This is a genomic window from Isoptericola sp. NPDC057559, assembly GCF_042801555.1.
Classification (GTDB): domain Bacteria; phylum Actinomycetota; class Actinomycetes; order Actinomycetales; family Cellulomonadaceae; genus Isoptericola.
This window is the reverse complement of sequence record NZ_JBHVFQ010000021.1, coordinates 1-14,901: the sequence shown is the minus strand read 5'-3', so window position 1 is coordinate 14,901 and position 14,901 is coordinate 1. Positions and strand designations below refer to the sequence as shown.

Annotated in this window: 12 protein-coding genes; 5 read left to right on the top strand and 7 right to left on the bottom strand. The window is 76.5% G+C overall.

The window, feature by feature from the left end:
• Window positions 1–58 precede the first annotated feature (58 nt).
• Window positions 59–625, top strand: coding sequence for a dTDP-4-dehydrorhamnose 3,5-epimerase family protein (locus ACFU5J_RS16800; RefSeq protein ID WP_430576994.1), 567 nt, complete (start codon window positions 59–61; stop codon window positions 623–625).
• On the opposite strand, the gene ACFU5J_RS16795 is transcribed toward ACFU5J_RS16800, so the two are convergent.
• From ACFU5J_RS16795 to ACFU5J_RS16785, 3 genes are read right to left on the bottom strand one after another with little or no spacing between them, the layout of a single operon-like run.
• Complete coding sequence (locus tag ACFU5J_RS16795; protein ID WP_430579489.1) at window positions 597–1,796, bottom strand: class I SAM-dependent methyltransferase; 1,200 nt, start codon at window positions 1,794–1,796, stop codon at window positions 597–599. The genes ACFU5J_RS16800 and ACFU5J_RS16795 overlap by 29 nt on opposite strands.
• Window positions 1,793–3,097, bottom strand: coding sequence for a methyltransferase domain-containing protein (locus ACFU5J_RS16790; RefSeq protein ID WP_430579488.1), 1,305 nt, complete (start codon window positions 3,095–3,097; stop codon window positions 1,793–1,795). Before ACFU5J_RS16790 ends, ACFU5J_RS16795 begins: the two co-directional genes overlap by 4 nt.
• Window positions 3,094–4,128: an NAD-dependent epimerase/dehydratase family protein gene (locus ACFU5J_RS16785; protein WP_430579487.1), complete on the bottom strand. Its 1,035-nt coding sequence runs from the start codon at window positions 4,126–4,128 to the stop codon at window positions 3,094–3,096. Before ACFU5J_RS16785 ends, ACFU5J_RS16790 begins: the two co-directional genes overlap by 4 nt.
• 197 nt (window positions 4,129–4,325) lie before the next feature.
• Between ACFU5J_RS16785 and ACFU5J_RS16780 the strand changes: the two genes are divergently transcribed.
• The 4 genes from ACFU5J_RS16780 to ACFU5J_RS16765 are packed head-to-tail and all read left to right on the top strand — an operon-like array spanning window position 4,326 to window position 9,953.
• Window positions 4,326–6,374 (top strand): glycosyltransferase, encoded by a 2,049-nt coding sequence (locus tag ACFU5J_RS16780; protein ID WP_430579486.1) that lies wholly within the window; start codon window positions 4,326–4,328, stop codon window positions 6,372–6,374.
• Window positions 6,371–7,741 (top strand): O-antigen ligase family protein, encoded by a 1,371-nt coding sequence (locus tag ACFU5J_RS16775; RefSeq protein WP_430576989.1) that lies wholly within the window; start codon window positions 6,371–6,373, stop codon window positions 7,739–7,741. Before ACFU5J_RS16780 ends, ACFU5J_RS16775 begins: the two co-directional genes overlap by 4 nt.
• The gene (locus ACFU5J_RS16770) at window positions 7,738–8,763 is read left to right on the top strand and encodes a glycosyltransferase family 4 protein (protein ID WP_430576988.1); all 1,026 of its coding nucleotides are present in this window, start codon (window positions 7,738–7,740) and stop codon (window positions 8,761–8,763) included. Before ACFU5J_RS16775 ends, ACFU5J_RS16770 begins: the two co-directional genes overlap by 4 nt.
• Window positions 8,760–9,953: a glycosyltransferase gene (locus tag ACFU5J_RS16765; RefSeq protein ID WP_430579485.1), complete on the top strand. Its 1,194-nt coding sequence runs from the start codon at window positions 8,760–8,762 to the stop codon at window positions 9,951–9,953. The genes ACFU5J_RS16770 and ACFU5J_RS16765 overlap by 4 nt, the downstream gene beginning before the upstream one ends.
• Here the strand turns inward: ACFU5J_RS16765 and ACFU5J_RS16760 are convergent.
• The 4 genes from ACFU5J_RS16760 to pth form a co-directional block, all read right to left on the bottom strand.
• The gene (locus tag ACFU5J_RS16760; RefSeq protein ID WP_430579484.1) at window positions 9,892–11,112 is read right to left on the bottom strand and encodes a glycosyltransferase; all 1,221 of its coding nucleotides are present in this window, start codon (window positions 11,110–11,112) and stop codon (window positions 9,892–9,894) included. The genes ACFU5J_RS16765 and ACFU5J_RS16760 overlap by 62 nt on opposite strands.
• Window positions 11,109–12,917, bottom strand: a complete 1,809-nt coding sequence (locus ACFU5J_RS16755) for a hypothetical protein (RefSeq protein WP_430579483.1) — start codon at window positions 12,915–12,917, stop codon at window positions 11,109–11,111. Before ACFU5J_RS16755 ends, ACFU5J_RS16760 begins: the two co-directional genes overlap by 4 nt.
• Window positions 12,914–14,113 carry a glycosyltransferase gene (locus ACFU5J_RS16750; protein WP_430579482.1) on the bottom strand — a complete coding sequence of 400 codons (1,200 nt, stop codon included), beginning with the start codon at window positions 14,111–14,113 and terminating at the stop codon, window positions 12,914–12,916. Before ACFU5J_RS16750 ends, ACFU5J_RS16755 begins: the two co-directional genes overlap by 4 nt.
• Before the next feature lie 114 nt (window positions 14,114–14,227).
• Entirely contained in the window at window positions 14,228–14,830 is a 603-nt protein-coding gene (pth, locus tag ACFU5J_RS16745; protein WP_430576983.1) for an aminoacyl-tRNA hydrolase, read from the bottom strand.
• Window positions 14,831–14,901: the final 71 nt, after the last annotated feature.

Genomic DNA, 14,901 nt, shown 5'->3' with positions numbered 1-14,901 from the left:
CCGGTGCCCGTACCGAGTTCACCCGACCTGCCGGGCGCCCGATTCGTACGGTGGTGCCATGCAGGTGCTGACCACCACTCTCGACGGCGTGCTGCTGCTCGCGCCCACCCCGCACCGGGACGACCGCGGCCTGTTCACCCGGACCTTCGACGCCGACGTCGCCGCCCGGGCGGGCCTCGACCCGGCGGCGTTCGTGCAGGACAGCCAGTCGCGGTCGCGACGCGGCGTCGTGCGCGGGCTGCACGGCCGCGTCGGGGGCGGCGAGGCCAAGCTGGTCCGGGTGGCGCACGGTGCCGTGCACGACGTGGTCGTCGACGCGCGGCCGGGCTCTCCCACCTTCGGGCGGTCCGAGGCCTTCCTCCTCGACGACGTCGACTTCCGGGTCCTGTTCGTGCCCCGCGGGTGCCTGCACGGCCACCAGACCCTCACCGAGACCGCCGACGTCTGCTACCGCATCGACGCCGAGCACGACCCCTCCGAGGACGTCGCCGTGCACCACCTCGACCCCGCCCTCGGCGTCGAGTGGCCCGTGCCCGTCACCCTCGTCAGCGACCGCGACGCCGCCGCCGGGTCCTGGACCGCGCTCGTCGCGCGGCTCACCGCAGGCGACCACCGTCCCGGCTGAGCGGCTCGACCTCGACGAGCTCCGGCTCGGCGACGACCCAGCGCCCGCCGAACGCCTCCACCTCCGGGTGCGCCGAGCGGACCTCGTCGAGGAGGTCCGGCACCAGCAGCAGCACCCGGTCCGGCCGGACCTCGGCGAAGAGGTCCGGCCCGAGCACCGGCACGCGCGGGCCGGGACCGCCCGGCATCGCCCGGCCCTGCTTCGCCGGCGACGCGTCCACGACCGCCAGCACGTCGTCGGCGGTCACGCCCGCGAGCGCGAACAGCGCGACGGCGCGCGACGCCGCGCCGTACGCCACGATGCTCCCGGTGCGCGCGTCGAGCCAGTGCCGCAGCTCGGACGCCGAGCGGGCCACCTGGCGCTGGAGCTCCTGCACCGAGGACGGCTCGGTGGTGCCGGCGGCGGCCTCCACGACCAGCTCGGCGGCGACGAGGTCGGCGGCGGACGGCGCCCCGATCCGTGCATGGCGCGACCCTTCGCGCGCCAGCGCGACCAGCCGGGTGCCGCCGTACAGCGGGTACCGCCAGAGCCCCACGGGGACGAGGCCCACGGCGCGAGCCGCCTCCACGAGGACGGTCAGGGAGTAGTAGGCGAAGTGGCCGTGGCGCAGGGCGTTCCACATGCCGTCGCGCACGATGACCGACAGCGGGTGCACGTGCAGCGCCAGCACTCCGTCGGGGGCGAGCGCGTCGACCCGCAGGTCCCACGCGGCGCGCTGGTCGGGCTCGTGCATGAGGCCCAGCGAGTCGATGACGAGGTCGGCGGCGATCCCCGGCACCGTGCCGGGCCCGTCCAGCAGGACGGCGTCGGGCACGATCTCCGGCAGGTGCTCCAGCCACGAGCCGCCGTGCGGGCTGCGCATCTCGCCCACCCACGCGCCGGGGTGGAGCAGGCCGGCGGCGAGGAGGTCCGCGACGCCCGAGCGTGCCTGCGCGACCAGCGCGGCGGGCTCCACGCCCCGCGGCTCCTCGGGTCCGGTCGGGTCGTGCTCGAGCTGGGCGAGCCGGCACCGGTCGCACATCACCATGCGCAGCGGGTGCACCGGGTCGGGCGACGGGTCCTCGGGCTCCGGGAACAGGTCGGCTGCCGGCTGGGCGCCCAGGTCGAGCACGACCGTGGCGCGGTCGGACCGGCACCACCGGCAGCGCCACTCGGGCACGACGGTGCTCACGTGCCCGGCTCGAAGACCTCGAGGCGCGGCAGGAACGTCACCAGCCTGCCGCCCCAGTCGGCGACGTGGGCGAGCTGGGCGGAGATCTCCCGGCGCAGGTTCCACGGCATGACGACGACGTAGTCCGGGCGGGCGGCGTCGAGCGCCTCGGGCGCGTGGATGGGGATGTGCATGCCCGGTGTGAACCGCCCGTGCTTGTACGGGTTGCGGTCGACGGCGAACTCGACGAGGTCCGACCGGATGCCGCAGTGGTTGAGCAGCGTGTTCCCCTTGCCGGGCGCCCCGTACGCGACCACCCGCTTGCCCTCACGGCGCGCGGTGAGCAGGAAGCGCAGCACGTCGTCGCGGACGGCGGCGACCTGCTCGGCGAACCCGGCGTGCCCGTCCACGGTGTGCAGCCCCGCCGCGGCCTCGGCGGCGAGCACGCGTGCGACGGCGTCCGACGGCTCCGGAGGCGCCCCTGCGGGCGTCGGCGTCGACCACGTGCGCAGCGACCCGCCGTGGCTGGGCAGCTCGTCGACGTCCACCACGGTGAGCCCCGCGGCGGCGAGGACGCGCTGCGTGGTCAGCAGCGACAGGTAGCTGTAGTGCTCGTGGTAGATGGTGTCGTACTCGTTGCCCTCGACCAGCCGGAGCAGGTGCGGGATCTCGATGCTCACCAGGCCGTCGTCGGCGACGAGCTGCCGCAGCCCGCGGGAGAAGTCGAGGATGTCGGGCACGTGCGCGAACACGTTGTTGGCGACGACGAGGTCGGCGGGGCCGTGCTCGTCGCGCACGCGGCGCCCGGTCTCGTCGCCGAGGAACTCGACCACGGTGGGGACGCCGCGCTCGACGGCGGCGGCGGCCACGTTGCCCGACGGTTCGATCCCGAGGCAGCGGATCCCGCGGTCGACGACGTGCTGCAGCAGGTAGCCGTCGTTGCTCGCGACCTCGACGACGAACGACCGGTCGGGGGTGAGCCCGAGCCGTTCGACGGCGCCGTCGACGTAGCGGCGTGCGTGCTCCACCCACGACGCGGAGTAGGAGGAGAAGTAGGCGTAGTCGTCGAAGATGTCCTCGGCCGGCACGTAGGCGGGCAGCTGGACCAGCAGGCACTGCTCGCAGACCCGCACGTGCAGGGGGTAGAACACCTCGGGCCCGTCGACCTGCTCGGCGGTCGGGTAGCTCTCGCACGGCGGGGACATCCCGAGGTCCACGAAGGTGCGCGTCAGGGGCGCGCCGCACAGGCGGCACGACGGCGCGGGCGGGGAGGACCCGTCCGGCGCCGGGGCGGCGTGCCGCGCCGCCGAGACGGCGGTCATGCCGGCACCGCCGTAGTCCGCAGGTTCTCGAGGTCGAGGGCGCCGCTGGCGGCGAGCTCGCTCACCCGGTGCAGGCGGACGAAGCGGGATCCCTCGAAGTCGTCGGTCGTGAGGCCGAAACGGTGCGCGTCCTCCCAGATCTGCCGGATCCCGTCGGGCACCGTCCAGCGGGGCGCGGCGGCGGGCAGCTCGGTGCGGATGCGGGTGAAGTCCACCTTGTAGTTGCGGGCGTCGGCGCCCGCGCCGGCGGCGAAGGTCACGGGCGCCCCGGTGATCTCACTGACCTGCTCGGCGACGGTCCGGATCTGGACGACGTCCTCGTCCCGGCCGACGTTGAAGGCCCGGTCGTGCACGACCTCGCGGGGCGCCTCCATCGCGGCGAGGAAGGCCCGCGCGATGTCCTCGACGTGCACGAGGGGCCGCCACGGCGTCCCGTCGGACGCGAGCCGCACCTCGCCGCGGGTGTACGCGGTGCCGGTGAGGTTGTTGACGACGATGTCGGCGCGCAGCCGGGGCGACGAACCGTACGCGGTCGCGTTCCGCAGGAACGTGGGCGAGAAGTCGTCGTCCGCGAGGCCCGAGAGGGCGCGCTCGGCCTGGATCTTCGACTCCCCGTAGGGCGTCACCGGGTGGAACTCGGCGCCCTCGTCGACGGGTGCGTCGCCCGCCGCCCCGTACAGGGAGCACGAGGAGGAGAACAGGAACCGCGGCACGCCCGCCGCGCGCGCCGCCCGCGCCATGCGCACGGCCCCGTCGGTGTTGACGGAGAACGTGGCCTGCGGGTTGAGGTGCCCGAGCGGGTCGTTGGAGATGGCGGCGAGGTGGACGACGGCGTCGAAGCCGACGAGGTCCTCGGGCCGCGCGTCGCGGACGTCCCCGGTGCGCTGCTCGTACCCCGTCACGGGTGGGCCGAAGTCGCAGCCGTCGTACCAGCCGGCGTCGAGCCCGACCACCTCGTGGCCCGCCGCCTGCAGGAACGGCACGAGGACCGCACCGACATAGCCCCGGTCACCATCGACGAGCACTCGCATCGTCGTCCCCCGTCGTCGTCGTCCGGCCGGTCGTCGGGGCAGGGTGGCCCCGGACCGGTGGCATCTCAGCCGCCTCGACGCTAACCAGCACCGCGCGTCCCGCGTGAGGGTTGCCCGGGGTGAAATGGCCCGTGACCCGGGTGATTCCGGGCCCCTGGCGTTCCGCGCTCGTGGTCCGGCGGCGAGGATCGGGAGCCATGAAGGTCCTGCGTGTCTCCCACAGCGCCGTCGTGGACGCCTGGCGCGAGCGGGAGCGCGAGCTGCGCCGCCACGGCGACACCGTCCGGGTGCTCACCGCGGCCGTGTGGGACGAGGGCGGGCGCGACGTCCGGCCCGCGCCGCGGGCGGGCGAGGAGCTCGAGACCGCGGCCACGCTGGGCCGCCACCCCGCCCTGTTCCTCTACGACCCGCGCGTGCTGTGGCGGCTGTTCGGCGAGCGGTGGGACGTGCTCGACATCCACGAGGAGCCCGTCGCCCTCGCCACCGCGGAGGTCCTGGCGGTCCGTGCCGTGCGCCGCCTCGTCGACACGCTCCGCGGCCGCCGCCCGGGCCGCCCCGCGCCCTTCCTGCTCTACTCGGCGCAGAACCTGCTCAAGCGCTACCCCCTGCCGTTCCGGGCCCTCGAGAGCGCCGCCCTCCGCCGCGCGGCCGCGGTGGTCACGTGCAACCACGACGCCGCGCGCATCGTGCGCTACAAGGGCGCGCAGGGCCTCGTCACCCGGATCCCGCTGGGGGTGGACACCCGGCTCTTCAGCCCGTCGGCCGCCCCCGCCGAGCGACGTCCCGGCGGCCGGGTGCGCGTCGGGTACGCCGGGCGGCTGACCGCGCAGAAGGGGGTCGACGTCCTGCTGGCCGCGGTGGCGGACGACCCCGGCCTGGAGCTGGTCGTCGCCGGGGCGGGGCCGGAGGAGGCCCGCCTGCGGCGCCTGGGCGCGCCGCTCGCCGGCCGCGCCGTCTTCCTCGGCCCGCTCGACACCGAGGAGCTGCCGGCGTTCTACCGCGGGCTCGACGTCCTCGTCGTGCCGTCGCGGGACACCCCCGGGCTCGCCGAGCAGTTCGGGCGGGTCGTCGTCGAGGCGATGGCGTGCGGCACCCCGGTCGTGGCGACCCGGGTCGGCTCGGTCCCCGACCTCGTCGCGGGTGCCGGTGTGCTCGTGGCGCCCGGCGACCCGGACGCGCTCCGGGACGGCATCCACCAGGCGACGCGGCCGGGAACGGCGCGCGTGCTCCGCCAGGCGGGGCTCGACCGCGCCCGCGAGTGCTCGTGGCCGGAGGTCGCCCGGCAGTACCGCGCGGTCTACGAAGCGGTGCGCGGCGAGCCCGCCGCGGCCGCGGCGGTCGTCCCGGCCGCGCCGGTCGCGCCGGTCGCGTCCGGGGGGACGACCCACCGGCCCCGGGTCGAGGTGGTCGTGGTCGCCTACGGCCGGCCGGAGCTGCTGCGGACCGCGCTCGAGCCCCTGGCCGGGGCCTACCCCCTGACGGTCGTGGACAACTCGTCCGACCCGCGGCACCGCGCGATCACCGAGGCCTGCGAGGGCGCGTACCACGACCCGGGGCGGAACCTCGGGTTCGCGGCCGCCGTCAACCTCGCCCTCGCGCACCGCCAGGACCCGGGCGCCGACCTGTTCCTGCTCAACCCGGACGCCGTCGTCGGCCCGGACACCGTGACCGCGCTCCACACCGCCCTGCACGCGGACCCGGGCCTGGCGAGCGTCGGCCCGGCGCAGGTCGACTCCGCCGGGACCCCCGGCCGCGTCGCGTGGCCGTTCCCCTCCCCCGCCCGGGCGTGGCTGGAGGCCGCGGGGCTCGGGCGGCTCCGACTCCCGCGGGAGCGCACCTTCGTCATCGGCTCGGCCCTGCTGGTGCGGGCGTCGGCGCTGCGCAGCGTGGGCGTGCTCGACGAGCGCTTCTTCCTCTACGCCGAGGAGACCGACTGGGCGTACCGCGCGGACCGGCAGGGATGGCGGCACGCCGTCGTCCCGACGGCGGAGGTCGTCCACGAGGGCGCGGGGACCGGGGGCGACGACCGGGTCCGCGAGCTGCACTTCCACGCCTCGCAGGAGCGCTACCTCCGCAAGCACTACGGCACCGCCGGCTGGGCGGCCGCCCGCGCCGCGCTCGTCGCCGGAGCCGCGGTGCGGTCGGCGGCGCTGCGCGGCACCCGCCGCGCGGGTGCGCAGCGCCGGCTGCGCGCCTATCTCGCCGGCCCCGCCCTGCTGGAGGACGCCGAGGTGACGGCCCCGTGAGCGGCGTCGGCCCCCGCGTCGACCTGCGCGCGGCGACAGGCTCGGTCACCTGGACGGCCGTCGCCGCCGTCGCCGTCCTGGCCGTCACCTACGTCATCGCGCACGACGTCACCCTCGGCGCGGCCGCGGCCGCCGTCGTGCTCGTCGTGGGCGTGACCGTCTACGACCCGTCGCTGGTCCCGGTCGTCGCGATGCCGACCTTCGTGGTCGCCGCACGGGTGGGCGGCGACGCCCTCAACATGTCGCTGGGCGACGTGACGCTGTTCGCCACGTTCTGGGTCGCCGTCCTGTTCTCCCCGCGCCCCTTCACACCGGCGCTGCGCTCCATGCTGTGGCTCTCGGCCGTCTACCAGCTCGCCACGCTCTTCGCCGTGGTCGCGACGCCGTTCCTGCAGAACGGCGTGGAGTGGTTCCACGCGTGGCTCCTCGTGGGCGGTGCCCTGGTGGTCGGCTGGGCGGTGGGCCGGTCCGGTCGGGCGACGCTCGGGCTGACGCTCCTCACGCTCCTGGTGCTCGTCATCGCGCTGAACGCGTGCGCCGTCGGGGCGGTCCAGCTCGCGCAGGGCAACCTGTCCCCCGTCTACCCGAGCTGGCCCTTCGCGCTGCACAAGAACCTCGCCGGGCCGCTGTTCATGTCCGTCGCTCTGCTCGCCTTCGTCCGCCAGCCGTGGCTGCACTGGCCCGCGTGGTTCCGCATCCCCGCGTTCTACGTGCTGGTCCTCGGCATGATGGCCGTCCAGTCCCGGCAGGCGATCGTCGGCCTCGGCGTCGGGCTCATCGTGCTCGCCCTGCGCCCGGGCCACGGCCGCAGGATCGCACCGGTCCTCATGCTGCTGACGATGGTCCCCGCCGCAGTCTTCGTGGCCGGGCGCGTCCAGGACGACCTCTCCGGCACCGACCCGTTCAACTCGACCGCGTTCCGCGCCGCGGGCATCGAGGGCGGCTTCGCCGTCTGGCGGGAGCACCCGTGGTTCGGGGCCGGCCTGCGCTGGTGGACGGTGGGCCCCGAGCCCGGCTTCCAGCCGCCGAACGCGGTGGCCGAGGTGCTCTCGTCCGTCGGGGTCGTCGGGCTGGCAGGGTTCGCCGTCCTCATGCTCGGCACCCTCGGGGTGGCCTGGCGGATGGACCGGCGGTACGGGACCCTCGCCGTGGCCCTGCTCGCGTCCCGCCTCGTGGCCAGCCAGTTCGACCAGTTCTGGGTGGCGATCATCGTGTCGCTGCCGTTCGTGCTCGTCGGCGTCTGCCTGGGCGCGGAGGGGTTCGACAAGGCTCCGGGCGCGCCGCCGCCCACGGCGCTGCGCCGTGCCGCCCGTGCGTCCGGCCGCGGCACGGAGCCGCGCACCCCGGCCCCGGTGGGGACGCCGTGAGGATCGCCCACGTCGTCGTCACCGACGCGTACGCCGGGGTCGAGGCGCACGTCGCGCGCCTCGCGCTCGCGCAGGCCCGGGCGGGCCACGACGTCACCGTGGTGGGCGGCGCCGCCGGCCCGATGCGCGCCGTCGTCGGCGACGCGGTCCGGCTGCTGCCCGGGTCGACCGTGGCCCGGGCCCGCCGGTCCGTCGGCGCCGTCCCCCGCCCTGACGTCGTCCACGCGCACATGACGGCGGCCGAGGTCGCCGCCTGCCTCGACGCCCGGGTGCTCACGCGCCGGGTCCCGCTGGTCGTGACCCGGCACTTCGCCCTGGCGCGCGGGCGCAGCCTGGGCGGCCGGGCCGCCGCGCACCTCGTCCGGCGCACCGTGGCGGCCCAGATCGCGATCAGCCGCTACGTGCAGGACCGGATCGACGGGCCGAGCGAGGTCGTCGTCGCCGGCGTGGACCGGCGGCCGCCGCCGCGCGGCGCGGCGCTGCGGTCGCCCGTGGTGCTCGTCGCGTCGCGGCTGGAGCCGGAGAAGCACGTGGACGCCGGTGTGCGTGCTTTCGCCGCCTCGGGCCTCGCGGGCCGCGGCTGGCGTCTGCAGGTCGCGGGCGGTGGCTCCCTCGAGGTCGCGACCAAGGAGCTCGTCGGGGAGCTCGGGCTGGACGGCGCCGTGGACCTCCTCGGGCACCGCGACGACGTCCCGGCGCTCCTCGCCGACGCCTCGGTCTTCCTGGCCCCCACACCGGGGGACGGCTTCGGGCTCAGCGTGCTGGAGGCGATGGCGAGCGGCACCCCGGTCGTCGCCGACGGGTCGGGCGGCCACGTCGAGTCCCTGGGGCCCGCGGGCGGGCCGGGCCTGTACGCCACCGGCGACGTCGTCGACGCCGGGGAGCGCCTCGCGCGTCTCGCCGCCGACCCTCGCCTGCGCGACCGGTACGGCGCCGCGCTGCAGTCCCGGCAGCAGGCGGAGTTCTCCCTCGCGCACCAGGCCGAGGCCACCGAGCGGGTGTACCGGAGCGTGCTGTCATGAGCCCCGCGCCGGGCGACGCGCCCGACCTGGTCGTCATGTCGCTGGAGCCGTGGGACGAGGTCTGGCGCCGCAACCAGCACCTCGTCGCCGGGCTCCTGCGGGAGCGGCCCACCCTGCGCGTCCTCTTCGTCGAACCGGTGAGCGACCCGCTGCACGCCCTCTCGCGGGGCGGGTGGCCGCGGCGCGGCCGCGGGCTGCGGCCCGCGCCGCCGGTGGACGGCGTCGGGCCGCGGCGGCTGTGGCTGCTCCAGCCCACCAAGCTCCTGCCGCGCCGCGTCGACGGGGGCGGCGACGCCCGGCGGGCCGCCGGCGTCGTCCGCGCCGCCCGCCGCCTGGGCCTCGCCCGCCCGGTGCTGTGGGTCAACGACCCCTACGGCGCCACCCTCGCCCGACGCAGCCGCTGGCCCGCCCTCTACGACGTGACCGACGACTGGACGGCCGCGACCCGCGGCGCCGCGGAGTCGCGCCGGGTCGCCGACGGCGACCGCTACCTCGTGGAGCACGCCGCGGCCGTCACCGTCTGCTCGCCCGCCCTCGCCGCGCGCAAGGCCGACGCCCGCTCGCTGGTGCTCGTCACCAACGGCGTCGACCTCGAGCGCTACCGGCGCCCCGCGGCCCGGCCGCACGACCTCCCGGACGGCCCGACGGCGGTCTACGTCGGCACGCTGCACACCGACCGCCTCGACGTCGCGCTGTGCGAGGCCACCGCCCGCGCGCTCGGCGGCGACGGCACCCTGGTGCTGGTCGGCCCCGTCGCGCTCGAGCGGCCCGCCGCCGACCGCCTCCGCCGCGCGGGCGTCGTGCTCCTCGGCGCCCGGGCCTTCGACACCGTGCCGGCCTACCTGCGGCACGCGGACGCCCTCGTCGTGCCCCACGTCGTCGACGAGTTCACGGACAGCCTCGACCCGCTCAAGCTGTACGAGTACCGCGCGGTGGGGCGGCCGGTCGTCTCGACCCCCGTCGCAGGCTTCCGCGACACGGCCGACCCGCACGTCGTGGTCGCGCCGGCGGAGCGGTTCGCCGGCGCCGTGCGTGACGCCGTCCTGTCGCGCTCCGCCGAGTCCGACGCGCCCACCGCGCCCGACGAGCCGGCCGAGCCGATCCCCACCTGGGAGCGTCAGGTCGCGCTCATGCGGGACGTGGTCGACGCCGTCGGCGCGGGGCGGCGGCCCGCTCCCACACCGCCGTGACCGCGCGGGCGGTCTCGCGCGCCGGGAATCGTCGGGTCGTGTCGTCGTACGCCGCCCGCGCCCGCTGCTGGGCGGCACCCGGGTCGTCGAGCACGGCCAGGACCCCCGCCGCGAGCGCGGCCGCGTCGCCCGGCGCGACGAGCACGCCCAGGTCCCGGCCCTGCGGGCGCAGGATCTCCGGGACGCCGCCCGCGTCCGTCGCCACCACGGGGACGCCGCGCACCGCCGCCTCCACGACCACCTGGCCGAACGGCTCGGGGACGGGCGAGGCGTGGACGCACACGGAGAGGCGGTCGATCTCCGCGGCCGGGGCGTCGCTGAACCCGACGACCTCCACGACGCCGCGCAGCCCGAGGCGGCCGATCTCGTTCGCGACGGCGTCCGCGTAGCCGTCGGCGCCGAAGAGGGCGCCCCCGACGAGGCGGAAGCGGGCGTCGGGATGCCGGTCCAGCACCGCCGGCGCGGCCCGGACCAGCTCCAGCTGGCCCTTGGTGGGGCTGAGCCGGCCCACCAGCCCGACGACCTTGCGGTCGGGGACGACGCGTGCCTCGAAGGACGGCAGCGCCTGGTCCGGTGCGAATCCGGGGTGCACCACGGTGAGGTCCCGCACCCCGGGGAGCGTCCGTGCCGTGGCGCGCGAGTTCGCGACCACCGCCCGCGGGCCGCGCCGCGCGAGCGCGCGCAGCACGCGGACGGCCGCCGCGGGCAGGTAGTCCGTGGCGATCCGGTCGTGCACGCTCCACACCACCGGGACCCGGCACCACCGCGCGGCCAGCAGCCCGACGACGTCGGCCCGCAGCGAGTTGGTGTGCACCACGTCCGCGCCGGACCCTCGGAGCAGGCCCGCCACCCGGACCACGAGGCGGGCGGCGTCGCCCGCCGCGAGGAGCGCGCGCCACGAGCCCGCGAGCGCGTGCCGGTCCATCCCCCGGGTGCGAGGGCCGGCCGGCACGACCACGGTCGGCACGCCGGCCGCCCGCAGCCGGGCCACGAGCGGGCCGTCGTCGAGCAGGACCGCCCGGAGCTCCACGCGCTCCGGGTCGAGCTCCGTCGCGAGCCGCAGCAGGGCCAGCTCGCCGCCGCCCAGCGACGCCGTGTGGTCGACGACCACCACCCGCAGCGGCCCGGGTCGTGCGCCGCGGCGGCGACGGCCGGTCACGACCGGCGCGCGGTCCGCAGGAGCCGACCGATCGTGGGAGCCACGTCCGCCGGCGTCGGGTCGGACCCGGTGTCCGCGTCCGCCGTCGTCTTGCCCGGGCCGGCGCCGGTGGGCGGGAAGGTCGGGGGCCGGCGGGAGTGTCCCGCCTGCCCCCCGTGCCCGGCCGGCCGGTGCGTCGCGGCTGGTCGGGGCGGCCCGCCCGCCTCCGGCGCCGCTGCGTCGTCATCGGGCGCCTGTACGGGCGCCTGTACGGGCGGCGCGCCCGTCGGCGACGACTCGTCGGACGACGTCTCCTCGGGCTCGGGCGCCACGGCGGCAGCCTCCGCGTCGACGGGGTCGCCGTACGTCGAGGCGTAGACCATCCTGCTGTCGCCCTTCACCCCGGCGAGCGCGACGCCGGTCAGCGGCACCCCGTTGATCCGCAGGCGCTCGGCGGCCTCGGCCAGGACGCTCCGGGCGGTGCGGCCCGCCGTCGCGACGAGCACGACGCAGTCCGCGAAGGCACCGAGGATCGTCGCGTCGGCGGCGGCCAGCACGGGCGGCGCGTCGATGACGAGCACCTCGCCGGCGTCGCGCGCCGCCTCGATCGTCGCCCGGACCCGGTCGGTCGCCAGGAAGTCGGCGGGGTCCATCGTCGGGTCGTGGAGCGCGAGGAACCGGAGGTTCGGCACCTGGGTGGGTCGCATCCCGTCGGGGTCGGTGCCCGGCCCGTTCGGCCGCGGCAGCAGATTCTCCATGTCCGGCCTGCGCAGGTCGCCCGACACCGCGACCGTGCTGCGCCCGCTCATGGCCCAGGACGCCGCGAGGTTCGCCGCGATGAACGAGCGGGGGGCGTGCGGGTCCGTGGCCGTCACCACGACGACGGCGTGCTCCACGTCCTGCATCGCCACGTGCAGCGCGGTGCGCAGCTCCCGGATCGACTCGGTGAACGGGGACGCGACCCTGCTCGAGATCGGCAGGACGGGCGTGCGCCGGTAGGACTTGGCGGCGCGCGTCACCCCGTACAGCTCCGCGATCACCGGGACCCCGGCCGCCGCCGCAGCGTCGGGCCGGGCCCGGACCCGCGAGTCGAGGGCTCGCCGTGCCAGGGCGAGGCCCACGCCGACCGCGAGCCCCGCGAGCGCCCCCAGGAGGACGATGCTCGCCCGCGGCAGCCCGACGACCACCGCCGACGACCCGGTCGCGGGCGTCAGCACCTGCGCGGGCGTCACGATCGACTCGAGCGTGCTCCGGCTCGCGGAGAGCGTCTGGTACTGGTCGATGATCGTGGAGCGCTCCGCACCGGCCAGGGGGTCCTTCGGCGAGTCCGCCACCTGCTTGTCGACGGCGCCGAGCTGGTCGCGCAGCGCGTCGCGCCGGGCGTCGAGCTCCGCGATCTGGTCGTCGATGACGCCCGGCAGGCTCCCGACGTACGCGGAGGCGACCGCGTTCGCCAGCTCGACCGCGCTCTCCGGCGTGCTGGCCGTGGTGGTGACGGTCATGATCTGGCTGCCCGCGTCGTACTGGCCGGACACCTGTCCCGCGAGGGCCTTGGGGTCGGCGCCGCCACCCACCGCCTTGGCGACCGACCTGAGGACGCCCGGCGCCTCGACCAGCCGAGGGTCGGTGTCGACCGTGGTGGTGGTGGCGGTGGAGGCGGTGTCCCCGCCCAGGTCGACCGCGTTGATCTGGACCGAGGCGGTCGCCTCGTACAGTTCCGGCTTCCGGTCGGCGTACACCACCGCGGCGGCGAGGGCGAGCACGACGGAGGCGACGACGAGGTACTTGCCCGCCCACATCACCCGCAGGAACTCCCGGACGGTCATCGGACCCCGACCTCTCCGCGCGTGCCCGGCGCCCGGGCCACCGCGACCTCCTGCGCCACCACGGCCTGGAGCCGGGCGACGAACGCGTCGCGGGAGAACCCCTTGACGTGAACTCCGATGGCCTCCTGGTCCCAGGAGCGCCTCAGCGCCGCCTCGATCCCCTCGGCGACCTGCGCGGCCTCCGGGCGCTCCACGTACAGCCCCGTCACGCCGTCGACCACCGTGTCGAGATAGCCGCCCGTGCCGAGCGTCACCGCCGGGACGCCGAACGCCGCCGCCTCCAGGGGCGTGAGGCCGTAGTCCTCGTACGACGTGGCCACCAGCAGCGAGGCGTTGCCGTAGAGCCAGCGCAGCTGCGCGTCGTCGACCTTGCCGACGAGCCGCACGCCGTCCTCCCGCCCGGCGGCGGGCGTCCCGGGCGCGACGAGGGCGTCGCCGGCCAGCCGCTCGAGCCGCTCGCGGTCCGGGCCGACCCCGACCACGACGAGGGGCAGCCGCAGCCGGCGTGCGGCCGCGACGACGACGTCGACGTTCTTGTACGGCAGCAGCCGGGCGACGCAGAGCAGGTAGCCGGGAGCCACGCCGGGCACCGGGGACGCGGGGCCCTCCGGCTCCATCGCCGGCGGGGGCGGCACGACCTCGGCGTCGATGCCGTAGGCCTCGCGGACGGCGTCCCGGGCGACCGTCGAGACGGCCAGGTAGACGTCGGCCCGTGCGGCGGCGGCCGTGTCCGAGGCCCGCAGCCCGGGGCCGAGGAGGTCGAGCGCCGCCCCGGCGAGCCCCGTGCGCCACCGGTCCTTCCAGGCACGGCCGGAGGCCCCGGAGAGGTAGCGGTCGCGCTGGTAGAGCCAGCGGGCGGGGGCATAGCAGTACACCACCGTGCGGCGGGCGCCGCGGTAGCGGTGCGCCCAGCCGCTGGAGCTGGCGAGGAGCACGTCGGCGTCCACGGCCTGGCTCTCGACCGCGCCGCGGAGCAGCGGCAGGGCCAACCGGTGGTTGCGCCGCAGCAGCCCGACCCGGTCGAGCCGCGAGGGTCGCACGTCCACGTCCGCGAACTCGGGATACGTCCCGTCGGGGTGGTACAGCGTCGTGTAGAGCGGCGACGACGGGAAGGCCTGGGCCATCGTCAGCGCCACCCGCTCGGCGCCCCCGCGCTGCGTCAGGTAGTCGTGCGCCAGTGCCACCGTCGGGCCCATGGTTCCTCCTCGTGCGGACGGTCGAGACCGCCCGTCGAGCGTAAGGAGACCGGAGCACGGAATGGGCCCGGGCGGGGCCATTCCACCCGGGTGAACTGGCCGGTCAGGACCCCCTCAGACCTTCGTGTGGAACTTCCCCTGGGCCGCGAGCAGCCCCTCGGCCAGCACCATCTCCACGGCGTCGGCGGCGTCGTCGACGAGGATGGGGAGGTCCTTGCGCTCGGTGCCGGAGAAGTCCTTGAGGACGTGGTCGGCGGTGTCCATGCGGCCCGGGGGGCGGCCGACGCCGACGCGCACGCGCACGTAGTCCTTGGTGCCGAGCGCCTTGGTGATGTCGCGCAGCCCGTTGTGGCCGCCCTCGCCGCCGCCGGACTTGAGCTTGATGGTGTCGAACGGGATGTCGACCTCGTCGTGCACGACGACCACCTGCGCGGGGTCCACGCCGTAGTACTTGGCCAGCCCGGCGACGGGGCCCCCGGACGTGTTCATGTACGTCGTGGGCTTGGCGAGCACGACGCGCGGGCCGGGGCGCCCGCCGGGCAGCACGCCGAGGCGGGTCTCGGCGACGACGGCCTGCGCGCGGGCGTGCCGCGAGAACCGGGCGCCGGTGCGCTCGGCGAGCAGGTCGAGCACCATCTGCCCGACGTTGTGCCGGTTGCCGGCGTACTTCGGGCCGGGGTTGCCGAGCCCGACGACGAGCCAGGGGGTGTCGGTCATGCCAGTCCTCTCAACGCGCTGTGGGCGCGAGCTCGGCGCCGTCCCTCGAGGGACGGCGCCGAGCTCGCGCC

Coding starts and splice junctions, on each gene's coding strand:
- pth (WP_430576983.1), bottom strand. CDS start 14,830: ATGACCGACACCCCCTGGCTCGTCGTCGGGCTCGGCAACCCCGGCCCG.
- ACFU5J_RS16780 (WP_430579486.1), top strand. CDS start 4,326: ATGAAGGTCCTGCGTGTCTCCCACAGCGCCGTCGTGGACGCCTGGCGC.
- ACFU5J_RS16755 (WP_430579483.1), bottom strand. CDS start 12,917: ATGACCGTCCGGGAGTTCCTGCGGGTGATGTGGGCGGGCAAGTACCTC.
- ACFU5J_RS16790 (WP_430579488.1), bottom strand. CDS start 3,097: ATGACCGCCGTCTCGGCGGCGCGGCACGCCGCCCCGGCGCCGGACGGG.
- ACFU5J_RS16800 (WP_430576994.1), top strand. CDS start 59: ATGCAGGTGCTGACCACCACTCTCGACGGCGTGCTGCTGCTCGCGCCC.
- ACFU5J_RS16785 (WP_430579487.1), bottom strand. CDS start 4,128: ATGCGAGTGCTCGTCGATGGTGACCGGGGCTATGTCGGTGCGGTCCTC.
- ACFU5J_RS16765 (WP_430579485.1), top strand. CDS start 8,760: ATGAGCCCCGCGCCGGGCGACGCGCCCGACCTGGTCGTCATGTCGCTG.
- ACFU5J_RS16750 (WP_430579482.1), bottom strand. CDS start 14,113: ATGGGCCCGACGGTGGCACTGGCGCACGACTACCTGACGCAGCGCGGG.